Here is a 24,615-nt window from a genome sequence, read left to right on the forward strand (position 1 = left end):
ATAGTATGTAATATATTTTCACATAATATAATATTGGGCGCACGCGCCTGCGAAGGAGGAACTACACATGAAAGAATTTACGTTTACTGTCACCGATCCTATGGGTATCCACGCTCGTCCGGCCGGACTCTTGGTCAAGGAAGCCAAAAAATATGAATCGGCTATTACGATGCTCAAAGGCTCCCGCAAGGGCGATTTGAAAAAGATTTTTACCATTATGGCTCTCGGCGTTAAACAGGGCGAAACCGTTACGGTCCAGGTAGAAGGCGCCGACGAAGAAGCAGCCGCCGCGATGGTTGAAACTTTCCTCAAGGAAAACTTCTAATATCTACGACATAAGGGGGATGTATCCATGCTGACGTTAAAAGGGAAAAGCGTCTTTCCCGGCATTACGATCGGGCCGCTGGCGCTGTTCCACCGCAACACGATTTCGACGGCCCAGCGTCCGATTCAGGATGCCGAAGCCGAAGTAGCCCGCTTTCAGGATGCTCGCAAGGTAGCCATTGAACAGCTGAAGGACTTGTATGAAAAAGCCCTGGAAAAAGTAGGCGAAGAACAGGCCGCCGTGTTTGAAGTACACCAGATGATGCTGGACGACGACGATTATATCGACTCTATCGAAGGGCAGATCCGCGATGAAATGCTCAACGCCGAAGCGGCCGTCGACCGGACGGCCCAGCAGTTTGCCGAAATGTTCCGCTCTATGGACGACGCCTACATGCAGGCCCGCGCCGCCGACGTCCTCGACATATCGCGCCGCGTGGAACAGCAGCTGTGCGGCGGACCGGGCGTCGATTTCAGCAAATACGACCACGTCATCATCGCCGCCGACGACCTGGCTCCCAGCGAAACGCTGCAGCTCGACACGGACAAGATCCTGGGCTTCGTGACGTCGGCAGGCAGCACGAATTCCCACACGGCGATTTTGGCCCGTACCCTGGGCATCGCCGCCGTCGTCAGCACGGATACGCCCCTGCATACGGATGTAGACGGCATGATGGCCATTATAGACGGCCTGACCGGCACGGTATACATCAATCCCGACGAAGAAACGCTGCAGGCTATGGAAGCAAAGCAGCGCGAAGAAGCGGACCGCAAGCGCCGTCTGGAAGAAGTGCGGGGCGCGGCGTCGGAAACGAAAGACGGCCGTTCCGTCAAGATCTTCGCCAACATCGGAAATCCCGGCAATATTCCCCAGGTCCTCGACAACGACGCCGAAGGCATCGGCTTGTTCCGCAGCGAATTCCTCTATCTGGAAAACAGCGACTATCCGACGGAAGACCAGCAGTTTGAAGCCTATAAGAAGACGGCCGAAGCGCTGGGCGGCAAGACCGTCGTCATCCGTACCCTCGATATCGGCGCGGACAAGCAGGTCGACTACTTCCAGCTGGATAAGGAAGAAAACCCGGCTATGGGCATGCGGGCCATCCGCATCTGCCTGACCCGTCCGGAACTGTTCAAGACGCAGCTGCGGGCCCTGCTGCGGGCTTCGGCCTTCGGCAAGATTGCCATCATGTTCCCCATGATCATCTCCGTAGACGAAGTGAAGCAGTGCAAGGCTATCCTGGCCGGCGTCCGGGCCGAGCTGGACGCCGAAGGCGTCGCCTACGATAAGGACATGGAAGTCGGCATCATGGTAGAAACGCCGGCGGCGGCTATCATGAGCGACGAGCTGGCGAAGGAAGTAGACTTCTTCAGCATCGGCTCCAACGACCTGACGCAGTACACCCTGGCGATTGACCGCCAGCAGACGAAGCTGGACGCCTTCTTCGACGCTCACCATCCGGCGGTGCTCCGCCTCATTCAGCAGACCGTCGAAAACGGCCATAAGGCCGGCATCTGGGTCGGTATCTGCGGTGAGCTCGGCGCGGATCTGACGCTGACCGAAGCGTTCCTGCGCATGGGCGTCGACGAATTATCCGTCAGCCCTCCCCTGGTGCTTCCCCTGCGGGAAAAGGTACGCTCCCTTGATTTGAGGAAATAACTTGCAGATAATAAAAAGGTAATTCCCAAGTATGCGATTTGGGAATTACTTTTTTTATGCTATCTATTGCATTTTTACTAATAAATGTTGTATAATTTTGCTTAATTAATTCATATGTATTTGAGATTACTAAGGGGATGAACGATATGAAATTTACAAAATACGTTGTTACAGCCTTGGCCGGCATGATGGCCGCGTCGATGATTGCCGGCTGCGGCGGCCAGGACAAGGCGGCTGCCGAAAAGAAGGAACCGCTCCGCGTCGCGACCAACGCCACCTTTGTGCCCTTTGAGTTTAAGGACGACGCCAATCCCGAAGATTACAAGGGCTTTGAAATGGATTTGATCAAGGCCGTCGGCAAGGAACTGGGCCGGGAAGTCCAGATTAACAACCTTCCCTTCTCCGGCATCATTCCGGTCATCCAGCAGGGCGATATGGATATTGCCGCCGCCGGTATGACGATGACCCAGGAACGGGCTAAGAACGTCCTCTTCGCCGCTCCCTTCTACGAATCGAAGCTGGTTATCCTCGCTCCCAACGGCAGCGGCATCACGTCTATCGACGACTTGCAGGGCAAGACCGTAGCCGTGCAGATGGGCACGACCGGCGCAGGCTATGCCGAACAGAAGGGCTTGAACATCAAGCAGTTTGACCACAACTCCGAGCTCATCATGGATTTGCAGGTCGGCGGCGCCCAGGCCGGCATTCTGGATAAGCCCGTAGCCGATTACTTCCTGGCTCAGGACGGCAAGGGCAAGTATGAAATCATCGACATTCCCGATACGAAATCGGAATACTTAGCCTTCGCCCTCAATAAGAACAACACGGAGCTGCAGAAGGAAGTCAACGCGGCCCTGGCGAAGCTGAAGGAAACGGGAGAATTCCAGAAATTGTATAAACAGTGGTTCAATACGGACGCTCCTAATCTGCCGGCTACGGCTGAAGAAGCGTTAAAATAATATTGTCTGTGCAAACAGGCTGACTCGCGCATATTACGGCGAGCCAGCCTGTTTTTTTTGCCATAGGATGTACGGGACGTAGCATATCAGCATGACGATCCACTGCAGCCCTTCGGCGTGGGCGATGGCCATGTTGCCGAGATATGGGGCCAGGGCGTAGGATAAGGCGATGCGGGCCAGCAGGGACGCGATGCCGACGATGCTGGAATACAGGACCAGGCCCATCCCCTCTACGGTGCCGCGGAGGGCTGAGGCGATGCCGAAGCACAGGTAGTAGACGGCGATTTGCCGGAAGAATTCGCTGCCGATGGACGCCGCTTCGGCTCCAACGCCGAACAGGGCTACCAGCTTGCCGCCGAAGGCCGCCATGACGACCATGAGCAGGAAGGAAATGACTGCGTTCAGGGCGACGCCGTACCGGCAGAACGATTGAGCCTTGGTTAAATTGCCGGCCCCCTTGCTCTGAGCGACCATCGTCGAGACGGCCGAGCCGAGGTTGATGATGGGAAGAAGCATGATGAGGTCGATGCGGTAAGCCGTCGTAACGGCGGCTACGGTAGCAGAGCCAAAGCCGTTCATAAACTGCTGGAGGGCCATATTACCCAGGGCCATGACGCTGCTCTGGACGGCCGGCGGCAGGGCGAACCGCCATCCCTGGGCGACGATATGGGGCTGGACGAGTTTTTCTTTCAGGGACAGGTGCAGCAGGGGCCGCTTCGTTTCTGCGTACCAGACGATGAAGATGGCCATGGCGATTTGCGATATACTCGTAGCCCAGGCCGCCCCGCTTACGCCCCAGCGGCAGACGGCGACGAAGACGAGGTCGAGGACGACGTTGACGACAGACGACAGGACGATGGCGAAAAAGGGCGTCCTGCTGTCGCCGATGGCCCGCAGCAGGGCCGAGTAGAGATTATAGACAGCCAGAAAGGGCATGCCGAGCAGGATGACGCGCAGGTACTGGCCCGTAAACTCGGCGATGTCCGCCGGCGTGCGGAGGGCGTCGAGAAGGGCTTTCTCCCAGATACAGCCGGCGGCGGCACAGAGGGCGCAGGCCGGGACGAGGAGGACGAGAAAGGCCGACAAGATGCGGGGCAGCGTCTCGTATTCTTTTTTGCCGTATTTCTGGGCGGCTAAGATGGACAGGCCCAGGGTAAAGCCCGTCATGGACATAGTAAACAAATTGCTCACAGCCGTCGTCATGCCGACGGCGGCCAGGGCCTCTTCGCCGACGACGTGGCCGACGATATAGGCGTCGGCCCAGCTGTACAGCTGCTGCAGCATCCCGCTCAGGATCAAGGGCAGGCTGAAGACGAGCAGGACGGCGGCAGGATGGTCTTTGGAATACAGGGTCATGGCTTGGACTCCCCTCTCCTCTGATATAGAAAAAAACAGCCAGACTTTTCAGCCTGACTGTCGGTAGGTGCTCACCCGTACGTTTACTATATCGTATATTTTTTCACCGGTCAAGATTCGCCCCGTCTTCGGCGATACAAAAAGCAGCCAGGCCCGCAGGCCTGACTGCTTGTACGAGGCGTATGCAATTAGTTCGCCGTTTTGACCGAGCCCGAAGGGAGCACGCGCTGCACCGGCTTCGTTTCTTCGGCGTATTCCGCCTTGACGGTAGGCAGCGTAATCGGCGTCTTGTCGACGACGCGGACGACGAGGAGCGTGATGATGCAGATGAGCCATTCGAAGTAGATGACGTGCGGCAGTACGCGGACTTCCGGGAACAGCTGCCAGGCCACGAGGCCGACGATGCCGACGAGAGTCGTCCAGAAGGCTGTGTTTTTACGGCATAGGGACGGGCAGAACATGGTGCACAGGAAGACCAGCGTGAAGGCCGTCGTCAGGCTCAAACCGATGAGCATGACCTTGACGATGCCGACGGCGTTGAAGGCCAGCCACAGCGTGCCTAAGCCGATGATCAGGATGATCAGCCGGTTGGCCTTGACGTAATTGGCCTGGGAAATATCGGGCTTGAAGAAGCGCTTGAAAATATCCTGGGCGACGAGGGTGCCGGCTCCGAGGAGAATCGTGCAGGCCGTCGATACGTCAGCCGCCCAAAGCGCTGCCAGGGTCATGCCCGACGAGAAGGGATCGAGACTCATGATGATCTGCGGCAGGGCCATCGTCGGGTTCAGTTCGGGGAACTGGGCTTTAGCCGCCAGTCCCAGTACGGCGCAGAGGAAGCCGACGGGGAAAATCAGGATGCCGCCTAAGATATAGCCTTTGCGGGCGGCGTTGACGTCTTTGGCGCCGCAGGCGATCTGCACGGGGCCCTGGGCCGTAATGGCCTGGGTCGTCATGACGATGATCCAGCCGATGAGGACGGCGAAGGACAGGCCGCCCATCGGCGTAAACCAGCCGAAATCAGCCTGGGGCAAGGCGGCGTTGATGCCGCTGATGCCGCCGTCGCGGATGAGGATGCGCACCATCGAGTAGATGATGCCGAGGTAAATGACCGTAACGCTCAGAATATTGGACAGTCCCGACGACCAGAGGCCGCCGATGGCCGTAATGCCGATGAAGACGACGGCGCTGGTAATCATGCCGGCGTGCATGGAAAAGATATCGGGCATGAGGGCGTGCAGGATAGACCCGCCGGCGACGTACTGCAGCGACGTAATGCAGATCATGATGAGAGATAAGCCGATGACGCTGATGACCCGGGCCTTTTTATCGTAGCTCCGTTCAAAGAGCTCGGGAATGGTCGTACAATTCAGGGCCCTGTACTTGCCGGCGGCGACGAAGCCCATGATGACGGCGCCGATGGCCCAGGCGGCGTTGTACCAGCCGGCAGCCAGGCCGATGGTCGTGGCGCTTTCGGCTACGCCGACTGTCGATGCGGCGCCGACGGCCATGCCGGTGATGCTGACGGCGACGAGGCCCGTAGAGAAGCGCCGTCCGGCAAACAAGTATTCCGTCGGGTTTTTGCTGGCCCGCCGTTTGACGTAAAATGAAATGGCGAATAATAAGACGATATATAAAATGACAATACACAACTGAATAGACATTTTCCATTCATCCCCTTCAGAAAAGCTGTTTATCGCAACTGTAGTTCCGTACAATGCAACAACAGTAACATAAGATGTTATTATTGTATTCCAAAACGGAGAAAAATACAAGGTAGTTTATTGAAAAAAGAAGAAAATATCCGCAGTTTTCCAATAAATTTTACATAGCCTTTGTCCTTTATCTCAATATTTAATATTTTTTCTAAGAAGTTAAACGTTTGTCTCAAAAGATGCGTTCATACTTGAATAGATAAATCTATTTTTTGGCAAATAAAATCGGGCCCCTGCGGAAACGCCTGCAGGAGCCCGGGCTCGTTACTGGAAGATAAAGAAATATAAGGAGGCTACGGCGGCCAGGATAATCCGGTACCAGCCGAAGACCTTGAAGTCGTTGGTCTTGATGAAGGACATGAGGAAGCGGATGGCCAGCACGGATACGATGAAGGCCACGATCATGCCGGTCAGGAGGACGGCTCCCTCCGTAGCCGTGAAATGGAGGCCGAAGTCCAGCAGCTTGACGGCGCTGGCTCCTATCATAATCGGCACGGCCAGCAGAAAGGTGAACTCCGCCGCGGCGACGCGGGATACGCCGATCATGAGGGCGCCGATAATCGTCGAGCCCGAACGGGACGTCCCGGGAAATACGGCGGCGATGAGCTGGAAAAAGCCGATCCACAGGGCGGCCTTGTAGGTCAGGTCGGCTGTTGTTTTGATAACCGGCTCTTTTCCCTTGTTCCTGTTTTCCACGACGATAAACAGGACGCCGAACAAGGCCAGCATGACGATGACTACGGGATAGGTAAAAAACAGGGAGTTCAGCTCGTTGCCCCACAGCAGGCCGACGACGCCGGCGGGAATGCTGGCTGCGACGATCTTCGGCCATAAGGCCAGGGCTTCGGCCTTGAGGCGGAAGCCGCCGCGAAGGGAAAAGGGCAGGAGCTTGTCGCCGAACAGGACGAGCACTGCCAATATGGCGCCGAGCTGGACGACGACGAAAAACATTTCCATGAATTTTTCCGACATGTTCATGGTCACGAATTCGTTCAACAGGATCATATGGCCTGTGCTGCTAATGGGTAGCCATTCCGTAATGCCCTGGACGATGCCGAACAATACGGCTTTTGCGATTTCAATAAGCATAGGGGGGTCTCCTCTTTTGTGAACCCTGACGGCAGCGAAACCGGCCCGTCCCCTGCCCTGGCAGTGAGAACGGCCCGCGGAATCGTCGCGCATCGGCGTTTAATTTATACAACATATGTGCATACAGATAAAGAAAGTATTGCCGCCGGTAGTGGTAATACATGTCAACTTGCTGCGGCAAATAATAGTTTATTTTAACAGCATGGGGATAATCTTGTCAATTCGTTTTTTTGATAAGACAACACGTATTGTTGTATATGCTGCTGCGGTATGGCCAGTGAAGAGGCGTTGCTCTTTTCGCCTTGGGAAAAGTTTGTGAAATTTTGCTCTTGTTTCTTTCAGCCCGATGTGGTAAGATACGGGCAAGGCAAAAGATGACATCACCTTTGTGAGTTATACTTTTTCGGATCATTATATTTGCGCGATGTACGTGCATCTGCTTGGATCGTAACGGACCGAGACAGAAAGGGTCACTCATCATAATCAGGCGTGCAGGGAATTGCTGCGTTCGTGTCTCTGCGCGCTGGTTGCAGCACTTGTGTATGTGCGCCTTTCGGTCTACGCCGGAAGGCGTTTTTCTTTTGCCCCAACTATTTTATTAGGAGGTTGATACCTTGAAAAAATGTTGCGGCTTTTTAGTGAACAACATGGCTCTCTTCGTCCTTCTCATAGGCGTCGTCGGGGCCGTGCGGCCTCAGACCCTGACCTGGGTCGGCCCCTACGTGGGCTGGCTGCTGGGCGTCGTCATGTTCGGCATGGGCATGACTCTCACCTTTCAGGATTTTAAGCGGGTTCTGCAGCGGCCCTGGGAGGTCCTGCTGGGCGTCGCAGCCCAGTTTCTCATCATGCCCCTGGCGGCCTGGTTTCTGGTCTGGCTCTTCGCCCTGCCGCCGGAGCTGGCTATCGGCGTCGTCTTAGTGGGAACCTGCCCGGGCGGCACGGCGTCCAACGTCATTTCCTACCTGGCTAAGGGCGACGTAGCCTTGTCCGTTTCCATGACCATGGCGACGACCCTACTGGCGCCGGTCGTTACGCCGACCCTGACCTGGCTCCTGGCCGGCTCGTGGATAGAAGTATCCTTTACGGCCATGATGATTTCCATCGCCCAGATGGTCCTCCTGCCCTTGCTGCTGGGGCTGACGGCGCACCATTTCTTTGAAAGGACTGTAGAAAAGATACTGCCTGTCATGCCCGTCGTATCGGTCGTCACCATCGTCCTGCTCGTCGGCGGCGTCGTGGCCCTGGGGGCTGAAAGCCTGCTGGACGTTGGCCTGCTCATGGCGGCTATCGTCGTGCTGCACAACGCCTTCGGCCTGGTCCTGGGATACGGCATGGCCCGCCTGTTCCGCCTGGATTCCAAAAAGGCCCGCACCGTGTCCATCGAAGTGGGCATGCAGAATTCCGGCATGGCCGCCTCGCTGGCCGTCCTGTACTTTAGCCCGGCCGCGGCCATTCCCGGCGCGATTTTCAGCGTATGGCACAATATTTCCGGCTCTATCGTAGCGAACTACTTTGCCCGCCGCGATGAACGGAAGCGCGTAGACGTAAAGAATGTAGAATCAATTCACTTGGCATAAAGGAGCATTTCTATCATGAAAATTTTTACAACTGTAGCAGATATGCAGGCCTTTTCGGCTGCCTTAAAAAAAGAAGGAAAATGCATCGGCCTCGTCCCGACGATGGGAGCCCTGCACGAAGGCCACCTGACCCTCATGCGGGCGGCGAAGGAAAAGTGTGACGTCGTCATCGCCTCGGTCTTCGTCAACCCGACCCAGTTCGGGCCGAACGAGGATTTCGACGCCTATCCGCGCCGCTTTGAAGAAGACTGCCGCAAGCTGGAAAGCGTCGGCGTCGACGCCGTGTTCCATCCCGAACCGGCTGAAATGTATCCTGAAGGATACTGCACCTACGTCAACGTAGACGGCGACATTACCCATAAGCTGTGCGGAGCCCAGCGGCCTATCCACTTCCGCGGCGTGGCGACGGTCGTCACGAAGCTCATGAATATTACCCGGGCTGACGAAGCCTTTTTCGGCCAGAAAGACGCCCAGCAGGTCGTCGTCGTCCGCCGCTTCGTCGATGATTTGAACATTCCCGTTCACATCAACATGGTGCCCATCGTCCGCGAAGACAGCGGCCTGGCCCGCAGCTCCCGCAACGCCTACCTCTCGCCGGCGGAAAAGGAAGCGGCCCTGGTCTTGTCGCGCAGCCTGAGAAAGGCTAAAGCCGCTTACGACGGCGGCGAAACGAATGCCGAAGCCCTGAAAGCCATCGTCACGGAAGAAATCCAGAGCGAGCCCATGGCCGTCATCGACTACGTAGACCTGTTTTCCTTCCCAGCCCTCCTGCCTGTGGAAACAGTGAATGAACCGTGCCTGCTGGCCATCGCCGTCCGCATCGGCAAGACCCGCTTAATCGACAACATTATTTTAGGAGATGCCGCAAAATGATACTGAATTTACTGAAATCTAAAATCCACTGCGCTACCGTTACGGAAGCCAACCTGCAATACATGGGAAGCATTACCATCGACGAAGCCCTGATGGAAGCGGCCCATATCCTGCCGAACGAACGAGTCCAGGTCGTCGACAACAACAACGGCGCCCGCCTGGAAACGTACGTCATTCCCGGGCCGAAGAACTCCGGCGTCATCTGCCTAAACGGCGCGGCGGCCCGCTGCGTCCAGCCCGGCGACGTGGTCATCATTATGGCCTACGCCTTTATGACCGAGGACGAAGCCCGGTCCTACGTGCCGACTGTCGTCATGGTCGACGGACAGAACGCCGTCCGCGAAGTGCGCCAGGCAGAACATCACGGCCAGACCCATTAAGGCCGGCCCATGTTTCACGTGAAACGCCTCTTTCCTGTCTTCACATTTTCTTAACAATTTCTTCATGACTTTTTCATAGGCAGGCAGTATACTATAGATGTACTGAAGAACAGATATACTTTCTTTTACATAACTCACGTATTGCAAGGAGGCGTACCTATGAAACTCTTTTTGGCTAAAAAGCTGCGCGTCGCCCTGGCCGTCATGGCCTTCGCCGGCTGCACGGCGGCCTTTGCCGCTGACGGACAGGCTGCTTCCGTTCAGGTCAGCCCCGACGCCTATTCCTATTGCCACGACGGCTCCGGCCACGGCCATCATCACGGCTGCGGCTGGTAGCGCTGGCGCAGGAGCGTAAAAAGCTTTCTCTCCTTATCCATTGCAGATGAGGAGAGAAAGCTTTTTTTGTCTATTCTTGCCCGCCCTTTCGGATGATGAAAATCTTCATACTTTCTTCATAACTTCTCCATTCTTTGTTCACAGGCCTCTTATATACTGTACTTGTAATCAGGAACACATCATACAATGGATTTCAGCATAGGAGGTATAGTATGAAAACGATCATTATGGCTAAAAAATTCCGGTATATCTTGGCAGTCGTCGCCTTAGTCGGCTGTACGGCAGCCTTTGCCGCCGACGGAACGGCGGATACGGCTCTGACGAATCAGAGCCAGAGCCAGTATACCTGCCCTTATCATCAGGACTGCCCTTACGGCGACGGCCGGGGACGCGGCCAGGGACGAGGGCATCACCACCACCGCGGCTACTGCCATCAGAACGACGCCCAGACAGTGACACAGAAATAACGGACAAGCTCCCTTCAGCGGATATCCCTCCGGAGGGAGCTTGTTTTTTCTGCCGCTCATAAATTTATGAGCGACTTATAAATTTGCTAATATATTGTTCGGTTAATTGTAAAATGAATTTGAACAGGTAATCAAAAAAAACAAAAATCCATAGTGAAGCTTCATGTTAAAATGGTTTTGCGAGAAATCATCAACAAAGGAGCAATCACTATGGATCACATCCATTCTAACACAATTGAGGACGTACGTACACCCGGCCGCCATCTTTCGACAGTGTCAAGTTGTTGTGGGTATATATTTGACAGAAACATCTTGGCATGTAAATCCGGCCTTTTAGTATCTAATGTATATGGTGATATCCACTGTTTTGGATATCTTTCATCCATCTTCCGTGTAATGCGCCTTCGCTCCCCGGCATACGGCAGCTGTGCTCTGCATCATACACGCAGTACGGCAGCCGCCGGCGTCGGCATTGCCTCGTCAATTCCTGTTCATTCAGGTCTGGTACTGTATCGGAGTGTTTCTTCGTCAGGCAATCTAAGGCATAGCGCCACACGTCGCCGCCGTTTTCTGCCAGCGTCCGCAATCGGGCAATCCGTTCCGCCCCGTCTTTGCTCCAGCCCATTCCACGTGAGCTCAGCCGGGCCGACAGGATATGGCTGACATGACCTTCCGTACTGCTGGCGAATGTCTCCCGGTTCTGCAGCCAGTCCCGAATCCCTTCCCAATGGTTCAGGATATATTGCTGACCTCTTCGAATCGCCTTTCTCCGATACGGACGGTGCCGTATCTTCTGTTCAGCTTCCCAGCAGAATTGCTCCCGGTCATTGGCCAGCAAGGCGTCATACAGAGGTTGGATCGTTTCCGTCCCCGCTATCTGCCGCAAGTATTTGACAACATGAAATCCGTCCGTGACGCAGCGGCTCTTTTCCAGGTACGACGTCGCGCTCTGTATCCACGCCGCCCCGTCTCCCAGAATCGTAATCTCTGGACTGTCGTATACGGTTTGGATATATTCCTTGATTTCCTTCCAAGGCATCCCATATCCCGTAAACACCCGTTTGGCTGTCAGTGTTCTCCGTTTTTTTCCCTCCGCTACTTTCCCTTCATATACATAGGCCAGCCGCAGCTGCCGGCTGTTTCCCTGCTGCATAGCCACATGGTCTTCGTCGGCTTCGATGAACAGTTCGGATACCTTCGGCCTCCGTTCCGGCAGGGGAGCCGCCGTATTGGGGATCGTCCCCAACCGGCATAAGACGTTCCGCACGCTCTGTTTGCTTACCGGGACCGGAGTGGCTACTTGGGCTGCTTTCGCATAACTCATATCCTTGGCATGTTCTGCCATTCGGGCCTGACAGGAAGCCTCGATCCGGCTGTACGCCGGTAGCTGGCACCATTCGTCCAGCAGATAGGTGTAGCGGCCCGTGTCTTTCTGTCGGTAATACCGGCGGTGAAAGGTGATTTCTCCAAACGTGGTTACCAAGGTACGCGAACGGGCTGTTTCTTTGATCTGATAGGTACGTTGCGGCTTCACCGTTTCATAGATGGCTTCATCGGCCTGTTCTAACATTGCCGACAACACCTCCCGCCCCAGGTTCTGCACAAACTCTTGTACAGCCAGCGTCACGTCGGTCAGGGACGCCTGGCCCGTTACTAACGATTCCATGTTTGTATTAAAAAAGTCTGTACTGAGAGAAAGAATCTGTTGTATAATGTTCATGAGAAGGACTCCTTTGCGTGAGATTGTGGTGATTTCATTATACCAAAGAAGTTCCTTCTCTTTTTATATGTTCTTCACTTTTGTGCAGTAAAGTTTTCCCACAATTATTTTACACTAACCCATCTTTCTTTGGAGGAACGTGGCATGATTCAGGCCCTGCATCGCCAGGGGCTTTCCCTTCGCAACATCGCTGCCGCAGTAGGATGTGCTCATACGACTGTTTTCTATGAACTTCGGCGTGGAACGCCGGATCGGAAAAGCAAGCACGGTCGTGCCCCTCAGTATATGGCAAAGCGCGGTCAGAAGGCTTATGCAGAGAATCGCAAGAGCTCCAGGAAGCCTTGTAAAATCGATCATGACGACTGCGAGCTGTTTATCCAATGGATGGTGGAACGAGTCCGCCAGGAACGCTGGTCACTGGATGCCTGCGTTGGCTATGCCAGACAAAATAAGCTATTTACGCCGGAACAGATTCCCTGTACCAAGACGCTCTACAACATGCTTTGGGCTAACAAACTTCCACTGTCACTCTTCGAGGTACCGCAGGTCTTGAAGCACAAACGCCGCCGCAAATGGGTGCGTAAGAACAAACGTATGAAGGGCCGCTCCATTGAGGAACGTCCTGCCGTCGTCGATGATGGTACCGAGATGGGCCACTGGGAAGTGGATACGGTCGTTGGTCGGCGCGCAGGCCGTGAGGCAGTAGTCTTCACCGCTGTTGAAAAGGTTACGCGCAACTACATCGCTATCCGAATTCCTGGACGTACCTGCGCCGGCGTTGAAGCTGCTCTTGCACAGTTGCAGGAGCGATATGGCGCAGAGTACTTCAGCCAGATCTTTAAGACGATGACGGCCGATAACGGTCCAGAGTTTGAGAACTTATCGCAGTTCGAGAGCCTCGGTACTAAGATATACTTTACACATCCGTACAGCTCATGGGAGCGGGCTCAGAACGAACGCCACAATGGCCTGCTGAGGGATTTCATCCCAAAGGGCATGTCCATGGAGCGGTTCTCTGATGAGGATATCCTGAACATGGCAGATACGCTGAACCAGCGCCCACGGCGTGTTTTGGGCTACCATACGCCGTCAGAGCTATTTGATGCATTCCTCGATGAAGTTTATGCTAGTGAGTGTGTTTCCTGATTATGGTTGTTCAAATTCAACTTGCAATTTACCTAATATATTGTTCGCCGCGAGTTAATTTTTTATAATGAGTTCAGACAAAATCAATTAAGAGGCATTGCATGGGAGGTATGCATCATGATGAATGAACAGGTTATAGCGTTATTGAAGTCGGGCATTTGGGATTTGGCTACCTGCGCGGACGGCGAACCGAACGTCGTGCCCGTCGCCTTTAAAGACATGACGGAAGATGGCAAATTGGTCGTCGGCGACGTATTTTTAGAAACGACGCTGCGCAATATCAAGGCCAACGGCGGCAAAATCGCGATTTCCGTATATGACGGGCAAAGCCTGGAAGGGTATCAGATTAAAGGCGTCGCCGAATACGTGACGGAAGGCCCTGTCGTCGATACGTTTAAGAACATGGTCGAAGCGATGTTCAACGGCGCGGCGACAGCTAAAGGCGCTTTAATTATTTCTACGGAACAGGTTATCGTGACGACGCCCGGCGCAGACAATAAGAAAGTATTATAAACTAAAGGAAAAATAACGGTACGCGGCGATACCTTTAGCTGCATGAGTATGATACGGCGGCGAGCCTGAAGACATGTCTTTGTTTTCGGGCTCCTTTTATAAGGAAGAGCGGCGTAAGGAGAGATGAAGATGTATACGGCGTATATTGACCAAACAGTCTGCGTCGGCTGCGGAGCCTGCATAGGCCTATGTCCCGTCGGGGCAATTCGCATGATGCCGGGATGGATTTGCGCAGTACGGCAGGATGCCTGCATCGGATGCGGCGCGTGCGCCGCCGTGTGCCATAAGAAGGCTGTCCGGCTGCAAGAAAAAGGCTCGTACATTTCATAGCTGCTTAACCATAATGAACCGGCATGGTACAATAAAAGAAAAAAGGAAGTGTCGCCTATGTATCAGAAAAAATTACAGCCCGATATCCGCTGCCCCCTGGAATACGGTTTGGACGTATTCGGCGGCAAGTGGAAATCGCGGATCATCTGCGTGCTGGCGGCTATGGAAACGCTGCGGTACGGCGAGCTGCGCAAGGAAATGAGCAATATTACCGACGCCGTGCTGGCTTCGACGTTGAAGGAGCTCATAGCCGACGAGATGGTACTCCGTAAATCCTATGATGAAATTCCGCCCAGAGTCGAATATTCGCTGACAGAGAAAGGCCGGTCCGTCGTCCCTATTTTGCAGAGTATCTGCCATTGGGCCGGCGTCTTTTACAAAGAAGATACGGAGCATAAAATGACGCAATGTCAACGATGCGATTATCTGTAATGCGATGGAAGGCGTTGTGTTTCACGTGAAACATGACGTAGTTTTCCCTGCGACGATACAACGCTCTCCGTCCGCAAATACGACGATGCGGAGGGAGATCTTTTTATGGCGCAATGAAGGGATACGCTCCTGCCTGGGGGCAGTCTAGCGCAGCAGGGGCATCTGTCCCGTCAATTTGTTTATTTTCTTTTTTACTCCGCACATGGCGATTCCAAAGTAGTTCAGGTCCCTTTCAGGCGCGTCCTTCATCTTCTCTATAAATTCGTCGTAGGTCTTGCAGCCCTGGGCCAAATCGGAAAAGTCGACGACGGTCACGTCAGAAAATTCCGGCTCATACAGCCTTTCGCGGAGGACCTTTATGCTTTCCGTATCGCCCTTTAAAATGGGGACGGGAAATTGGATAATGCCGGCGTGCTCCCGGCCTGTTTTGTCGGTGACGTCGGCGCCGACGACTTCCGGCATGGCCTTTCCTAAGGTAATCCCCAGAATTGCCGCCGTATTCGCGATGATCCCAAAGGGCAATCGTTCGTCGAGTACTATGACACATTTTTCATTTTGCACGTTCATTGGTTTCAACCTCATTTCTCTTATTTTTATTGGAACGCTGTGTTGCTGCGAGTCCTATGGGCTATGGGAAAAGGGCCTGCTTCTATGGAGCATCCTGCCCTTCCCTGCTCGCCTCGTCGCTTTTTAGAAAGATGTCCCTATAAGCGCCGGGCGTTAAGCCGATGAAGCGGGTAAAGTAATTGGTGAAGTGGCTTTGGTCGGAAAATCCCGTCTGCAGCGCCGCTTCCATAGGAGACGCGCCTTGTTCCAGTAATTTTTTCGCCCTGCCAATGCGGAGGCTTTCCAAATAGCAGTACGGCGTGACGCCCTTTGATTTGGTGAAGGCCCGCAGTAAGGTGGATTTGCTCAAGCCAGCCTGACGGCATATCTGGTCTAGGGAAATGCGTTCGGCAGCGTGTTCCTCCATAAACGCGCAGGCCTGCTCGATTTCTTCCCGGCATTCGGGAATACAGTCTTCAAAGGGCTGTCCGCAGCGCCGCATGAGCAGGGACAGCATGAAGAGGAGGCTTTCTTCTTTTCCAAATTCCAGGGAGCCGTTTAGGACGAGGTCATGGAGGGGCCGTAAATAGCAGGACACGTCTTCGTCGCGCAGTACGGCCGGCGAAAATCCCGGCAGCGCCCTTTTCCCCGTGATTTCTTCGGCCAAATCTAACATGATTTCCGTTGCGATGTTAAATCCCCGAATCTAAGGTGCCGCCGTCTGTCTGAACGCAGGCGTGGGTGTCGCCGGGATTGAACAGCAGGACGCAGCCTGGCCCGATTGCGTATTCCCGGTTTCTGTACCATAAGCGGCGCTTCCCTTGTTCTATGAACCCGATGACGTAGTAGTCGTGGAAATGGTTGGGAAAGGGCCGGCCAATGCCCTCAAACCGATAGGCTTCCAGGCGGAGCTCCTCGTCGTAGACCAGGGTCTTAATTTCTTTCCTCATAGGTGATTCCCCCTCATGGCTTATTGTATCACTTGGCCTTGCCGGCGGCTTGTAATATATCTTCAACGAAGAGAATTTCGAGGCCCTTCTCTTTGCCTATACGCCAATGTGTTTCACGTGAAACATTTTCTCTATAATGATACAAAGCTCTCTGTCCGCAGATGCATTACTGCGGGCAGAGAGCTTTTTGCGATGTCTTTCAAACGAGCTGTCGCCGGGATCGGTGACGACGCCGCAGGCCGACACGGCGATTTCGATTTCGCCGGGATGAATTTCCGGTACGGCGACTTCTTTGACGACGATCTGACGGGGCCCGGCGAGGACGGCTGCTTTCATCATACGAGATTTCATCATCATGCACTCTCCTTCATCGTACAGTATATAAATTGGCGGAATGTCTTGACGTTTGGTCAGCCTTACTATATTATTAAAGTTAGCTTTAAAGTCAATCTTGTCTTTCAAAAAATTTGAAAAAATTTTACTCAGGCTTCTCTAAGGAGGTTTTCCTATGTATACGATTCAGCAGGTGGCGAAGATGACCCATATCCCGGCGACGACGCTGCGCTACTACGATAAGGAAGGGCTGCTCCCCTTTTTGGAACGGCGCGAGTCGGGCTATCGGGCCTTTTCCGACGTCGATTTAGCTATGCTGCAGGTGCTGCAGTGCCTGAAAGCGACGGGCATGTCTATCAGCGAGATGAAGCAGTTTTCCCAATGGGTGCAGGAAGGCGACAGCTCTTTGAAGGAGCGGTACGACTTATTTGTCCGCCGCAAGGAAGCTGTAGAGCAGCAGATCGCCGAGCTGCAGAAATCGCTGGAAGTCATCAATCACAAGTGCGACTACTATCGCCGGGCCGTCGAGGCCGGGACGGAAAAGCACATGATGGGCAAGGACACCCTGCCCTACGCCGACGAATTTCTCCACGGCGGCGGAAAATAGTATCGTTGTTTCACGTGAAACATAGTTGACTGCATAGACACATTACGGAGGTGTATCCTATGGTCCCCTACTCTATCCTCATCGTCGACGACGACGAGAAATTGTGCGCCCTGCTGCGCTCCTACTTCGAGCAAGAGCAATGCCTGGTATATATTGCCAATGACGGCATGACGGCCGTCTCGATGGTACGGCGGCACGAGCCGCAGATTATGGTGCTGGATTTGATGCTGCCCGTCATGGACGGCTTTGAAGTCTGCCGCCGCGTCCGCCAGTTCAGCGACGTCCCCATCATCTTCTTGACGGCCAAGGACGACGAGCTGGACCGCCTCGTGGGGCTGAATATCGGCGCCGACGATTACGTGACGAAGCCCTTCAACGTCAAGGAACTCATCGCCCGCGTCCACAGCCTGCTGCGCCGGGCCCGGGGCGAAGTCATTCAGAGCTCGTCTTGCTACGCTGTCAGGGATTTGCTCATCGACAGGGACAAGTTCACCGTGTTCCGCAGCGGCGAGCCCATCGTGCTGACGCCGACGGAGTTCAACATCCTCGACGCCCTGGCCTCTTCGCCGGACCGGGTGTTCAGCCGCATGCAGATCATGGAAAAGGCCCAGGGCGGCTACGGCTTTGAAGGCTATGAGCGGACCATCGATACGCACGTCCGCAACCTGCGCAAAAAAATAGAGCCGGAGCCGGCCAAGCCGACGTATATTCTGACCGTATACGGCATCGGCTATAAGTTTTCCGGAGGCGGCCTATGAAACGGACAGACAGCTTAGTATTCCGCCTGACGGCGATGGTCTTCATCCTGCTGGCCGTGACGATTGCCGTCATCCTCTTTTTGGTAAACAGCCAGATGGATACGCATTTCACCCAATACCTGCAGATGGCTCCCCGCCGGGGAATGGGCATGGGGCATCACATGATGCGCGGCGCAGCGGAGCTGCAGTACGTCGAGTCCATCCATCGCTCCCTCCTGTGGGTCGGCCTGGGCATGACGGTCATCAGCGTCGGCGTCAGCTACATCGTCGTGCAGAAGCTCGTCCGTCCCCTTCTCTCCCTGACTGAGGCCGTGCGTTCCGTACAGGAAGGGAAATTCGGGCAGACCGTACCTGTAGAACGGATGGACGAAGTGGGCATCCTGGCCAAGACCTTCAACGACATGTCGACGGAGCTGGAGCAAAACGAAACCATGCGCCGCCACCTCTTTGCCAGCGTAGCCCACGAGCTGCGGACGCCCTTGGCGATTATCCAGGGAAACTTGGAAGGCATGATCGACGACGTCATTCCGGCCAACAAAAAGATGTTTTTGTCCATGGAAGACGAAGTCCTGCGGCTGGGGCGATTGGTACAGGATTTGAACGATTTGTCTTTAGCGGAAATCGACAAGCTCGTCCTCCATAAGGAACGGGCCGATATAAACATACTGCTGGAACGGGCCGTCAGCATGCTCCAGCCCTTGTGCGACGAAAAGGAGCTGACCGTCCGGCTGCACCTATGCCCTGAGCTGCCGAATGTCTCCATCGACGTGGACCGGATCAACCAAGTCGTCTACAATATTTTGAACAACGCTATCCGCTATATCAACCGGGGCGATACGATAGCCGTAACTACGGAGCGGGCCGTCAAGGAAGGAAAAGAGTACGTTCTAGTCTCTATTGCCGATACGGGAAATGGCATTTCTCCTGAAGACTTGCCCCATATTTTCCAATATTTCTACCGCGGCGAAAAATCGCGGAGCCGTAAGAGCGGCGGCAGCGGCATCGGGCTGGCCCTGGCGAAGCAGTTCGTCGTCAGCCACGGCGGCCTGCTTGACGTGGAAAGCGAAGTCGGCAAGGGCACGACCTTTTACATATACCTTCCCCTGGGCTGAGACGGCAGTATACGGGAGGGATGGACGTATATGACAACGCGGCAGGAGGCAGTTTTATGATACAGATTCGCAGAGCCGGCACAGCGGAATTTGCGGCAGTGCGGGAGTTTTATTGCGCTGTGATCGACGAAATGAAGGACGCCGAATTTAAACCGGGATGGGAACAGGATGTATACCCGTCGCAGGACTTTCTGCGGGCGTCGCTGGACAGGGGCGAGCTCTACGTCGGCGAAATAGGAGGCCATCTTGTAGCGGCGATGGTCGTCAATCACGAATACAACGAAAGCTATGACGGCGCGCCGTGGTCTGTCGACGCGGCGGACGAAGAACTTCTCGTCGTCCACGCCTTAGGCGTGCGCCCGTCCTTTGCCGGCCAGGGCATAGCCCAGGCGATGACGGAGTACGCCATCCGCTTGGGACGGGAGGCCGGAATGAAGACAATTCGCCTCGATGTGCTGAAGGGTAATATTCCGGCAGAGCGGGCCTATCGAAAGGTTGGATTTGCCTACTGCCGGACGGCCTGTATGTTTTATGAAGATACGGGATGGACCGAATTCGATCTGTTTGAGTATATTCTGTAAGGGCCCTTCTCTTCTGAGAGTGTCGGGCCGTCTGGCCTTCAGCATAAAATCTATTGATATATATAAACAGGGACATACTGTTTCACGTGAAACATATGCCCCTGTTTTGCAGTATATGATTTGAAAGACAATAGCAGCATATTTCTGCATTCAGCGCTCTTGCGATACACTTTGGTTTTGCAGCGTTTCTTCATAAGATGGCAAGGTTTATGGTTATTGCCTGTAGATGCGCAGCGCGTTGGATATGACATATAAAAACGGGACTGGCGATGAAGGATTGCTTTTCTTCATCAGCGGTCCCGTTTTGCTTGCTGCCTCTTATTTTACCAGCTCGTATCCGGCGTCGGTAATGACCTTGGCGAATTCGTCCGTCGTAATGTCCTTCGTCGCCGTGACGTCGGCCGTCTTGCCTTCCAGGTCGACGGTTACGTCCGTTACGCCGTCCATGGCGGCTAAGGCGTCGTGAACGTGTTTCTGGCAGTGCTGGCACATCATGCCTTCGATGTGTAATGTTGTTTTCATAGCAGGTTCTCCTTCCTTCTGTTCAGATATAGGTGTATTTGGAGTTTCATGTGATGTTTCACGTGAAACAGTTCCAGCAGAATGGTTGGGCTTAAAGAAGCGCAGGCGCAGGGCGTTTAGGACGACGCAGACGCTGCTCAGGCTCATGGCCGCCGCCCCGATCATGGGGTTCAGCTTGAGGCCGTAGGCCGGGTAAAACAGGCCAGCCGCCAACGGAATGGCGATGACGTTGTAGAAGAAGGCCCAGAACAGGTTTTCTTTGATGTTTTTGATGACGGCCTTGCTGAGGCGGACGGCGCTGACGGCGTCGAGGAGGTCGCTGCGCATGAGGACGGCGTCGGCGCTTTCGATGGCGACGTCGGTCCCGGCGCCGATGGCGATGCCTACGTCGGCTTTAGCCAGGGCCGGCGCGTCGTTGACGCCGTCGCCGATCATAGCGACGGTGCGCCCCTGGGCCTGCAGCTCGGCGATGTGCCGTTCCTTATCCTGAGGCAGGACGCCGGCGATGACCTTGGGAATGCCCAAGCGCTTGCGGATGGCTTCGGCCGTGCGAGCGTTGTCGCCAGTCAGCATGACCACGTCGATGCCCATAGCGGCAAAGCGGGAAATGGCTTCGGCGCTGGTGGCTTTTTCTACGTCGGCGACGGCGATGATGCCGATGACGCCGCTGTTATCGGCGAATATGAGGGGCGTCTTGCCCTGATCGGCTAAGGCGTCGAGACGGTCTGTATAGCTGCCGATGGCGATGCCCTGCTCTGCCATGAGGGCGGCGTTGCCGGCGTAATAGGTTTTCCCATCGGCGGAGGCGATGACGCCCTTTCCAAAGACGGCACGGAAATCAGATACGGCCTTCGGCGCGATGCCCCTTTCTTTTCCGCAGGCTACGATGGCTTCGGCCAGGGGATGTTCGCTCCCCTGCTCCATGCCGGCAGCCAGGGCGAGGAGCTCTGTTTCGCTGCAGGTCAGGGCCTGTACATCGGTGACGCGGGGCTTGCCTTCCGTAATGGTGCCGGTCTTGTCCATGACGACGGTGTCGATGGCGTGAGCCCGTTCCAGGGCTTCGCCGGACTTGATGAGGATGCCGTTTTCCGCGCCCTTCCCCGTGCCGACCATAATGGCGACAGGCGTCGCCAGCCCTAAGGCGCAGGGGCAGGAAATGACCAGGATGGAAATGCCGATGGAAAAGGCGAATTCCAAGTCGGCTCCCATGGCGAAGTACCACAGGGCTGTAACGGCGACGGCCAAGGTAATGACAGCCGGGACGAAGATGCCGGCGACGGCGTCGGCGATTTTGGCGATAGGCGCTTTGCTGGCGCTGGCTTCATCGACGAGGCGGATGATCTGGCTGATCGTCGTATCGTCGCCGACCCGTTGGGCCGTGACGTGAATGTAGCCTGACGTATTGATCGTCGCCGATGTGACCTTGTCGCCGACCTGTTTTTCGACGGGAATGCTTTCGCCCGTAATGGCCGATTCGTCAATGCTCGTCGTGCCCTGAGACACGATGCCGTCGGCAGGAATGCGCTCGCCCGGGCGGACGACGATTTCATCGCCGACGGCTAAGTCTTCGACGAGAATGACCGTTTCGACGCCGCCGCGCAGGACCGTCGCCTCCTTAGGCGCTAACTTCATGAGCTTTTCAATGGCCGCGCTGGTCTTGCCCTTGGCCCTCGTTTCCAGATACTTGCCTACGGTGATGAGGGTGACGATCATGCCGGCCGACTCGAAGTACAGGTTGGCGCTATAGGTCTGTACCAAGGCCCAGTCGCCGTGGCCCATGCCCCAGCCCATGCGGAAGATGGCGAAGGCCCCGAAGGCCGCCGAGGCCATGGAGCCCATGCCGACGAGGCTGTCCATGTTGGGCGCGCCGCGAAGCAGGTTGGAAAAGCCGTTGATGTAGTACTTGCGGTTCAAATACATGATCGGCAGGATGAGCAGGAACTGTGCGAAGGCGAAGGAAATGGCATTTTCCGGGCCGTCGAATACTGCTGATATAGCTGACGGGACGGGAATTCCCAGATGAGAGGCCAGCATATGATGCATGGCGATGTAGACTGTAGGAATGAGAAAGACGATGGACCACAGGAGGCGCCGCTTCATCTGCCTGACTTCCTGCTCGGCCGTATTGGCCGGACTTGCCTGCGGCGAAGCGCCCTTTGTTCCGGCTTGCCCGCCGGCCAGGGACGCGCCGTATCCGGCCTTGACGACGGCGTCTATAATCGCCTGGCTCGTAAGGATCGTTTCGTCGTAATCGACCTGCATGCTGTTGGTCAGCAAATTGACGCTGGCCTTTTCTATGCCCTCCAGCTTGGAGACGGCTTTTTCGACGCGGGACGAGCAGGCCGAGCAGGACATGCCCGTTACCTGATATGTTTCATGCTTCATGCAATCACTCCCTTACTTCATCAATTTTTGCAGGGTACAGACGAGCTCATCGACGACGTCGTCCTTCCCCTCGCGGATATCGTGGACGACACAGCTCTTGATGTGCTGGCCGAGGAGCTCCTTGTTGAAGGAATTCAGGGCCGACTGGATGGCCGTGACCTGCATCAGGATATCGATGCAATAGCGGTCCGTCTCCACCATGCGCTTGATGCCCCGTACCTGCCCTTCAATCCGGTTTAACCGGGAAATCAGTCGTTTATATTCCTTCTCGTCGCGGTGCTTCAGCTTCACGCCTCCGCAGCAGCTCGTATCGTTCATAGAATCCATATGTATCCCTCCTGACATAGGTGCAGAGATGATATACCCCATACCGGTATATAAACATAATATACCCAGTAAGGGTATATGTCAAGATGCCGAAGAGAGATTGGACGGACGTACGGAAGGAGCTGAGAAATAAAAAACGGTACGGGACGACAGCTGCTATAAGCTGGCTGCCGTTCCATACCGTTTTGTCGTTTTATACGTTATATACTGTTATTCCATGACGCCGATTTCGTCGGGGACGATGAAATCCGCTTCGGTGCAGGCCTTGATGTCATCTACGGTGTAGCCTGCGGCCAGTTCCCGCAGGACTAAGCCTTCCGGCGTGACTTCAAAGTAGCACCGTTCGGTGACGATGTCGGTGACGCATTTCGCGCCCGTCAGGGGCAGGGTGCATTTTTTCAGGATCTTCGATTTGCCGCTCTTTTCGCAGTGGTCCGTCGCTACGATGATCTTCTTGACGCCAGCGCACAGATCCATGGCGCCGCCCATGCCGGGGACGAGCTTGCCCGGGATAGTCCAGTTGGCCAGGTTGCCTTCCTGGTCGACCTGCAGGGTGCCCAGTACGGTAGCGTCGATGTGTCCGCCGCGGATGAAGGCGAAGGACATTTCATGGTCGTATACGCTGCCGCCGGTGATGATGGAGGCCGGCTGGCCGCCTGCGTCGATGACGTCGATGTCGACGCTGTCCCAGGGCGGCGTCGCGCCGCTGCCGACGGTGCCGATTTCCGCTTCCAGCCAGAGGTTGACGCCTTCAGGCAGATAGTTGACGCACAAGAGAGGAACGCCGATGCCCAGATTGACAAAGTCGCCGTTTTTGAAGAATTTAGCGCACCGCGATGCGATGAGCGCCCGTCCAGTTAATGCCGCCATTATTTTCCGCCTCCTTCCGCAGCCTTAGCCTTTGCTTCGGCCTTGGCCTTCGCCCGCTGCCACATGGGGCACATCGGCCGTTTTTCGCCGGTCCGCACGTATACCATGTCGACGATGGGTGCCGGCACGTCGATTTCTTCAGGGCCCAATTCGCCGACTTCAACCAGCTCTTCGACTTCGGCGATGACGAAATCCGCCGCCAGGGCGATGGTGCTGTTCGTCGCCCGCGAGTTCAGGCGGAAGGAAATGTTGCCGGCCTTGTCGGCCTTCGTCGCCTTGACCAGGGCGACGTCAGCCCGCAGGGGCAGCTCCAGGAGATAGTCCTTGCCGTTGATGGTCAATACCTGCTTGCCTTCAGCCACTTCCGTGCCGAGGCCCGTCGGGGTCAGGCAGCCGCCGAGGCCTGCGCCGCCGCAGCGGATGCGTTCGGCCCAGGTGCCCTGGGGGCTGAATTCGACGTCCAGCTCGCCGGCCAGCATCTGGTCCTTCGCTACGGGATTCAGGCCGATATGGGTCGTAATAATGCTCTTGACCCGTTTGGCTACGATCAGCTTGCCGACGCCTTGGTCGGGCATGCCGGCCGAAACGGCGATGGCGTGGATGTCCGTAACGCCCTTTTCCAGCATGCCGTCGATGATTTCATCGGCGGCGAATTCGCCGTGCCAGTCGCCGAACATAATCGTCTGGCCGTCGTGAATCTTGCTCAGCGCTTCTTCTTTGGTCACTACTTTGTTTGCAAACACAAAATGA

Annotated in this window: 28 protein-coding genes; 16 read left to right on the top strand and 12 right to left on the bottom strand. The window is 55.3% G+C overall.

The window, feature by feature from the left end:
- Positions 1–67: 67 nt before the first annotated feature.
- The 3 genes from DKB62_RS06810 (at position 68) to DKB62_RS06820 (ending at position 2,943) form a co-directional block, all read left to right on the top strand.
- The gene (locus tag DKB62_RS06810; RefSeq protein ID WP_087477747.1) at positions 68–325 is read left to right on the top strand and encodes an HPr family phosphocarrier protein; all 258 of its coding nucleotides are present in this window, start codon (positions 68–70) and stop codon (positions 323–325) included.
- A 27-nt stretch (positions 326–352) separates the two neighbouring features.
- A complete protein-coding gene (gene ptsP, locus DKB62_RS06815; protein WP_107196301.1) occupies positions 353–1,984 on the top strand; it encodes a phosphoenolpyruvate--protein phosphotransferase in 1,632 nt (543 codons plus the stop codon).
- Positions 1,985–2,130: 146 nt separating this feature from the next.
- The gene (locus tag DKB62_RS06820) at positions 2,131–2,943 is read left to right on the top strand and encodes a basic amino acid ABC transporter substrate-binding protein (RefSeq protein WP_107196302.1); all 813 of its coding nucleotides are present in this window, start codon (positions 2,131–2,133) and stop codon (positions 2,941–2,943) included.
- Between the two features lie 33 nt (positions 2,944–2,976).
- Here the strand turns inward: DKB62_RS06820 and DKB62_RS06825 are convergent, their stop codons facing one another.
- From DKB62_RS06825 to DKB62_RS06835, 3 genes are all read right to left on the bottom strand, one after another.
- Complete coding sequence (locus DKB62_RS06825; protein WP_107196303.1) at positions 2,977–4,299, bottom strand: MATE family efflux transporter; 1,323 nt, start codon at positions 4,297–4,299, stop codon at positions 2,977–2,979.
- 188 nt (positions 4,300–4,487) lie between these two features.
- Positions 4,488–5,960, bottom strand: a complete 1,473-nt coding sequence (locus DKB62_RS06830; protein ID WP_232818815.1) for a sodium:solute symporter family protein — start codon at positions 5,958–5,960, stop codon at positions 4,488–4,490.
- Positions 5,961–6,275: 315 nt separating this feature from the next.
- Positions 6,276–7,100 (bottom strand): undecaprenyl-diphosphate phosphatase, encoded by an 825-nt coding sequence (locus tag DKB62_RS06835; protein ID WP_107196304.1) that lies wholly within the window; start codon positions 7,098–7,100, stop codon positions 6,276–6,278.
- Between the two features lie 614 nt (positions 7,101–7,714).
- Between DKB62_RS06835 and DKB62_RS06840 the strand changes: the two genes are divergently transcribed.
- From DKB62_RS06840 to DKB62_RS06855, 5 genes are all read left to right on the top strand, one after another.
- On the top strand, positions 7,715–8,677 hold the full coding sequence (locus DKB62_RS06840) for a bile acid:sodium symporter family protein (RefSeq protein WP_107196305.1): 963 nt from the start codon (positions 7,715–7,717) through the stop codon (positions 8,675–8,677).
- A gap of 15 nt (positions 8,678–8,692) precedes the next feature.
- The gene (gene panC / locus DKB62_RS06845; protein ID WP_107196306.1) at positions 8,693–9,550 is read left to right on the top strand and encodes a pantoate--beta-alanine ligase; all 858 of its coding nucleotides are present in this window, start codon (positions 8,693–8,695) and stop codon (positions 9,548–9,550) included.
- Complete coding sequence (gene panD / locus DKB62_RS06850) at positions 9,547–9,930, top strand: aspartate 1-decarboxylase (RefSeq protein ID WP_087478858.1); 384 nt, start codon at positions 9,547–9,549, stop codon at positions 9,928–9,930. Before panC ends, panD begins: the two co-directional genes overlap by 4 nt.
- Positions 9,931–10,089: 159 nt before the next feature.
- Positions 10,090–10,266: a hypothetical protein gene (locus DKB62_RS12560; RefSeq protein WP_157949725.1), complete on the top strand. Its 177-nt coding sequence runs from the start codon at positions 10,090–10,092 to the stop codon at positions 10,264–10,266.
- Between the two features lie 212 nt (positions 10,267–10,478).
- The gene (locus DKB62_RS06855; RefSeq protein ID WP_107196307.1) at positions 10,479–10,733 is read left to right on the top strand and encodes a hypothetical protein; all 255 of its coding nucleotides are present in this window, start codon (positions 10,479–10,481) and stop codon (positions 10,731–10,733) included.
- Positions 10,734–11,073: 340 nt separating this feature from the next.
- On the opposite strand, the gene DKB62_RS06860 is transcribed toward DKB62_RS06855, so the two are convergent.
- Positions 11,074–12,399: an ISLre2 family transposase gene (locus tag DKB62_RS06860; protein WP_240320081.1), complete on the bottom strand. Its 1,326-nt coding sequence runs from the start codon at positions 12,397–12,399 to the stop codon at positions 11,074–11,076.
- Between the two features lie 183 nt (positions 12,400–12,582).
- Between DKB62_RS06860 and DKB62_RS06865 the strand changes: the two genes are divergently transcribed.
- The 4 genes from DKB62_RS06865 (at position 12,583) to DKB62_RS06880 (ending at position 14,874) form a co-directional block, all read left to right on the top strand.
- Positions 12,583–13,599, top strand: coding sequence for an IS30 family transposase (locus tag DKB62_RS06865; RefSeq protein ID WP_115759891.1), 1,017 nt, complete (start codon positions 12,583–12,585; stop codon positions 13,597–13,599).
- Between the two features lie 117 nt (positions 13,600–13,716).
- Entirely contained in the window at positions 13,717–14,112 is a 396-nt protein-coding gene (locus DKB62_RS06870; RefSeq protein WP_198643489.1) for a pyridoxamine 5'-phosphate oxidase family protein, read from the top strand.
- 123 nt (positions 14,113–14,235) lie between these two features.
- Complete coding sequence (locus DKB62_RS06875; protein ID WP_240320083.1) at positions 14,236–14,442, top strand: ATP-binding protein; 207 nt, start codon at positions 14,236–14,238, stop codon at positions 14,440–14,442.
- Positions 14,443–14,499: 57 nt separating this feature from the next.
- Complete coding sequence (locus DKB62_RS06880) at positions 14,500–14,874, top strand: winged helix-turn-helix transcriptional regulator (protein WP_107196012.1); 375 nt, start codon at positions 14,500–14,502, stop codon at positions 14,872–14,874.
- Positions 14,875–15,018: 144 nt separating this feature from the next.
- Here the strand turns inward: DKB62_RS06880 and DKB62_RS06885 are convergent, their stop codons facing one another.
- From DKB62_RS06885 to DKB62_RS06895, 4 genes are all read right to left on the bottom strand, one after another.
- Entirely contained in the window at positions 15,019–15,441 is a 423-nt protein-coding gene (locus DKB62_RS06885; protein ID WP_087478410.1) for a DUF2000 domain-containing protein, read from the bottom strand.
- A gap of 82 nt (positions 15,442–15,523) precedes the next feature.
- Positions 15,524–16,096, bottom strand: coding sequence for a helix-turn-helix domain-containing protein (locus DKB62_RS06890; protein ID WP_198643490.1), 573 nt, complete (start codon positions 16,094–16,096; stop codon positions 15,524–15,526).
- A 16-nt stretch (positions 16,097–16,112) separates the two neighbouring features.
- Complete coding sequence (locus tag DKB62_RS12685) at positions 16,113–16,370, bottom strand: AraC family ligand binding domain-containing protein (RefSeq protein WP_198643491.1); 258 nt, start codon at positions 16,368–16,370, stop codon at positions 16,113–16,115.
- A 96-nt stretch (positions 16,371–16,466) separates the two neighbouring features.
- Entirely contained in the window at positions 16,467–16,727 is a 261-nt protein-coding gene (locus tag DKB62_RS06895; RefSeq protein WP_162860294.1) for a hypothetical protein, read from the bottom strand.
- A 151-nt stretch (positions 16,728–16,878) separates the two neighbouring features.
- On the opposite strand from DKB62_RS06895, the gene DKB62_RS06900 reads away from it, so the two are divergent.
- Genes DKB62_RS06900 through DKB62_RS06915 form a run of 4 tightly spaced genes read left to right on the top strand, consistent with a single transcriptional unit; the run spans position 16,879 to position 19,761 of the window.
- Positions 16,879–17,310 (top strand): MerR family transcriptional regulator, encoded by a 432-nt coding sequence (locus tag DKB62_RS06900; protein ID WP_087478413.1) that lies wholly within the window; start codon positions 16,879–16,881, stop codon positions 17,308–17,310.
- Positions 17,311–17,369: 59 nt separating this feature from the next.
- Positions 17,370–18,068 (top strand): response regulator transcription factor, encoded by a 699-nt coding sequence (locus DKB62_RS06905; protein ID WP_107196014.1) that lies wholly within the window; start codon positions 17,370–17,372, stop codon positions 18,066–18,068.
- Complete coding sequence (locus DKB62_RS06910) at positions 18,065–19,180, top strand: sensor histidine kinase (RefSeq protein ID WP_107196015.1); 1,116 nt, start codon at positions 18,065–18,067, stop codon at positions 19,178–19,180. The genes DKB62_RS06905 and DKB62_RS06910 overlap by 4 nt, the downstream gene beginning before the upstream one ends.
- A gap of 56 nt (positions 19,181–19,236) precedes the next feature.
- Positions 19,237–19,761 carry a GNAT family N-acetyltransferase gene (locus DKB62_RS06915; protein ID WP_157949695.1) on the top strand — a complete coding sequence of 175 codons (525 nt, stop codon included), beginning with the start codon at positions 19,237–19,239 and terminating at the stop codon, positions 19,759–19,761.
- Positions 19,762–20,079: 318 nt separating this feature from the next.
- Here the strand turns inward: DKB62_RS06915 and DKB62_RS06920 are convergent, their stop codons facing one another.
- From DKB62_RS06920 to DKB62_RS06935, 4 genes are all read right to left on the bottom strand, one after another.
- Complete coding sequence (locus DKB62_RS06920; protein ID WP_107196017.1) at positions 20,080–22,668, bottom strand: heavy metal translocating P-type ATPase; 2,589 nt, start codon at positions 22,666–22,668, stop codon at positions 20,080–20,082.
- 12 nt (positions 22,669–22,680) lie between these two features.
- Entirely contained in the window at positions 22,681–22,986 is a 306-nt protein-coding gene (locus DKB62_RS06925; protein WP_095629119.1) for a metal-sensing transcriptional repressor, read from the bottom strand.
- A 219-nt stretch (positions 22,987–23,205) separates the two neighbouring features.
- The gene (locus tag DKB62_RS06930) at positions 23,206–23,865 is read right to left on the bottom strand and encodes a 3-oxoacid CoA-transferase subunit B (RefSeq protein ID WP_087478419.1); all 660 of its coding nucleotides are present in this window, start codon (positions 23,863–23,865) and stop codon (positions 23,206–23,208) included.
- Complete coding sequence (locus DKB62_RS06935; RefSeq protein ID WP_087478420.1) at positions 23,865–24,608, bottom strand: 3-oxoacid CoA-transferase subunit A; 744 nt, start codon at positions 24,606–24,608, stop codon at positions 23,865–23,867. The genes DKB62_RS06930 and DKB62_RS06935 overlap by 1 nt, the downstream gene beginning before the upstream one ends.
- Positions 24,609–24,615: the final 7 nt, after the last annotated feature.

Origin of the sequence: Megasphaera stantonii (assembly GCF_003367905.1) — a bacterium.
GTDB classification, from domain to species: domain Bacteria; phylum Bacillota; class Negativicutes; order Veillonellales; family Megasphaeraceae; genus Megasphaera; species Megasphaera stantonii.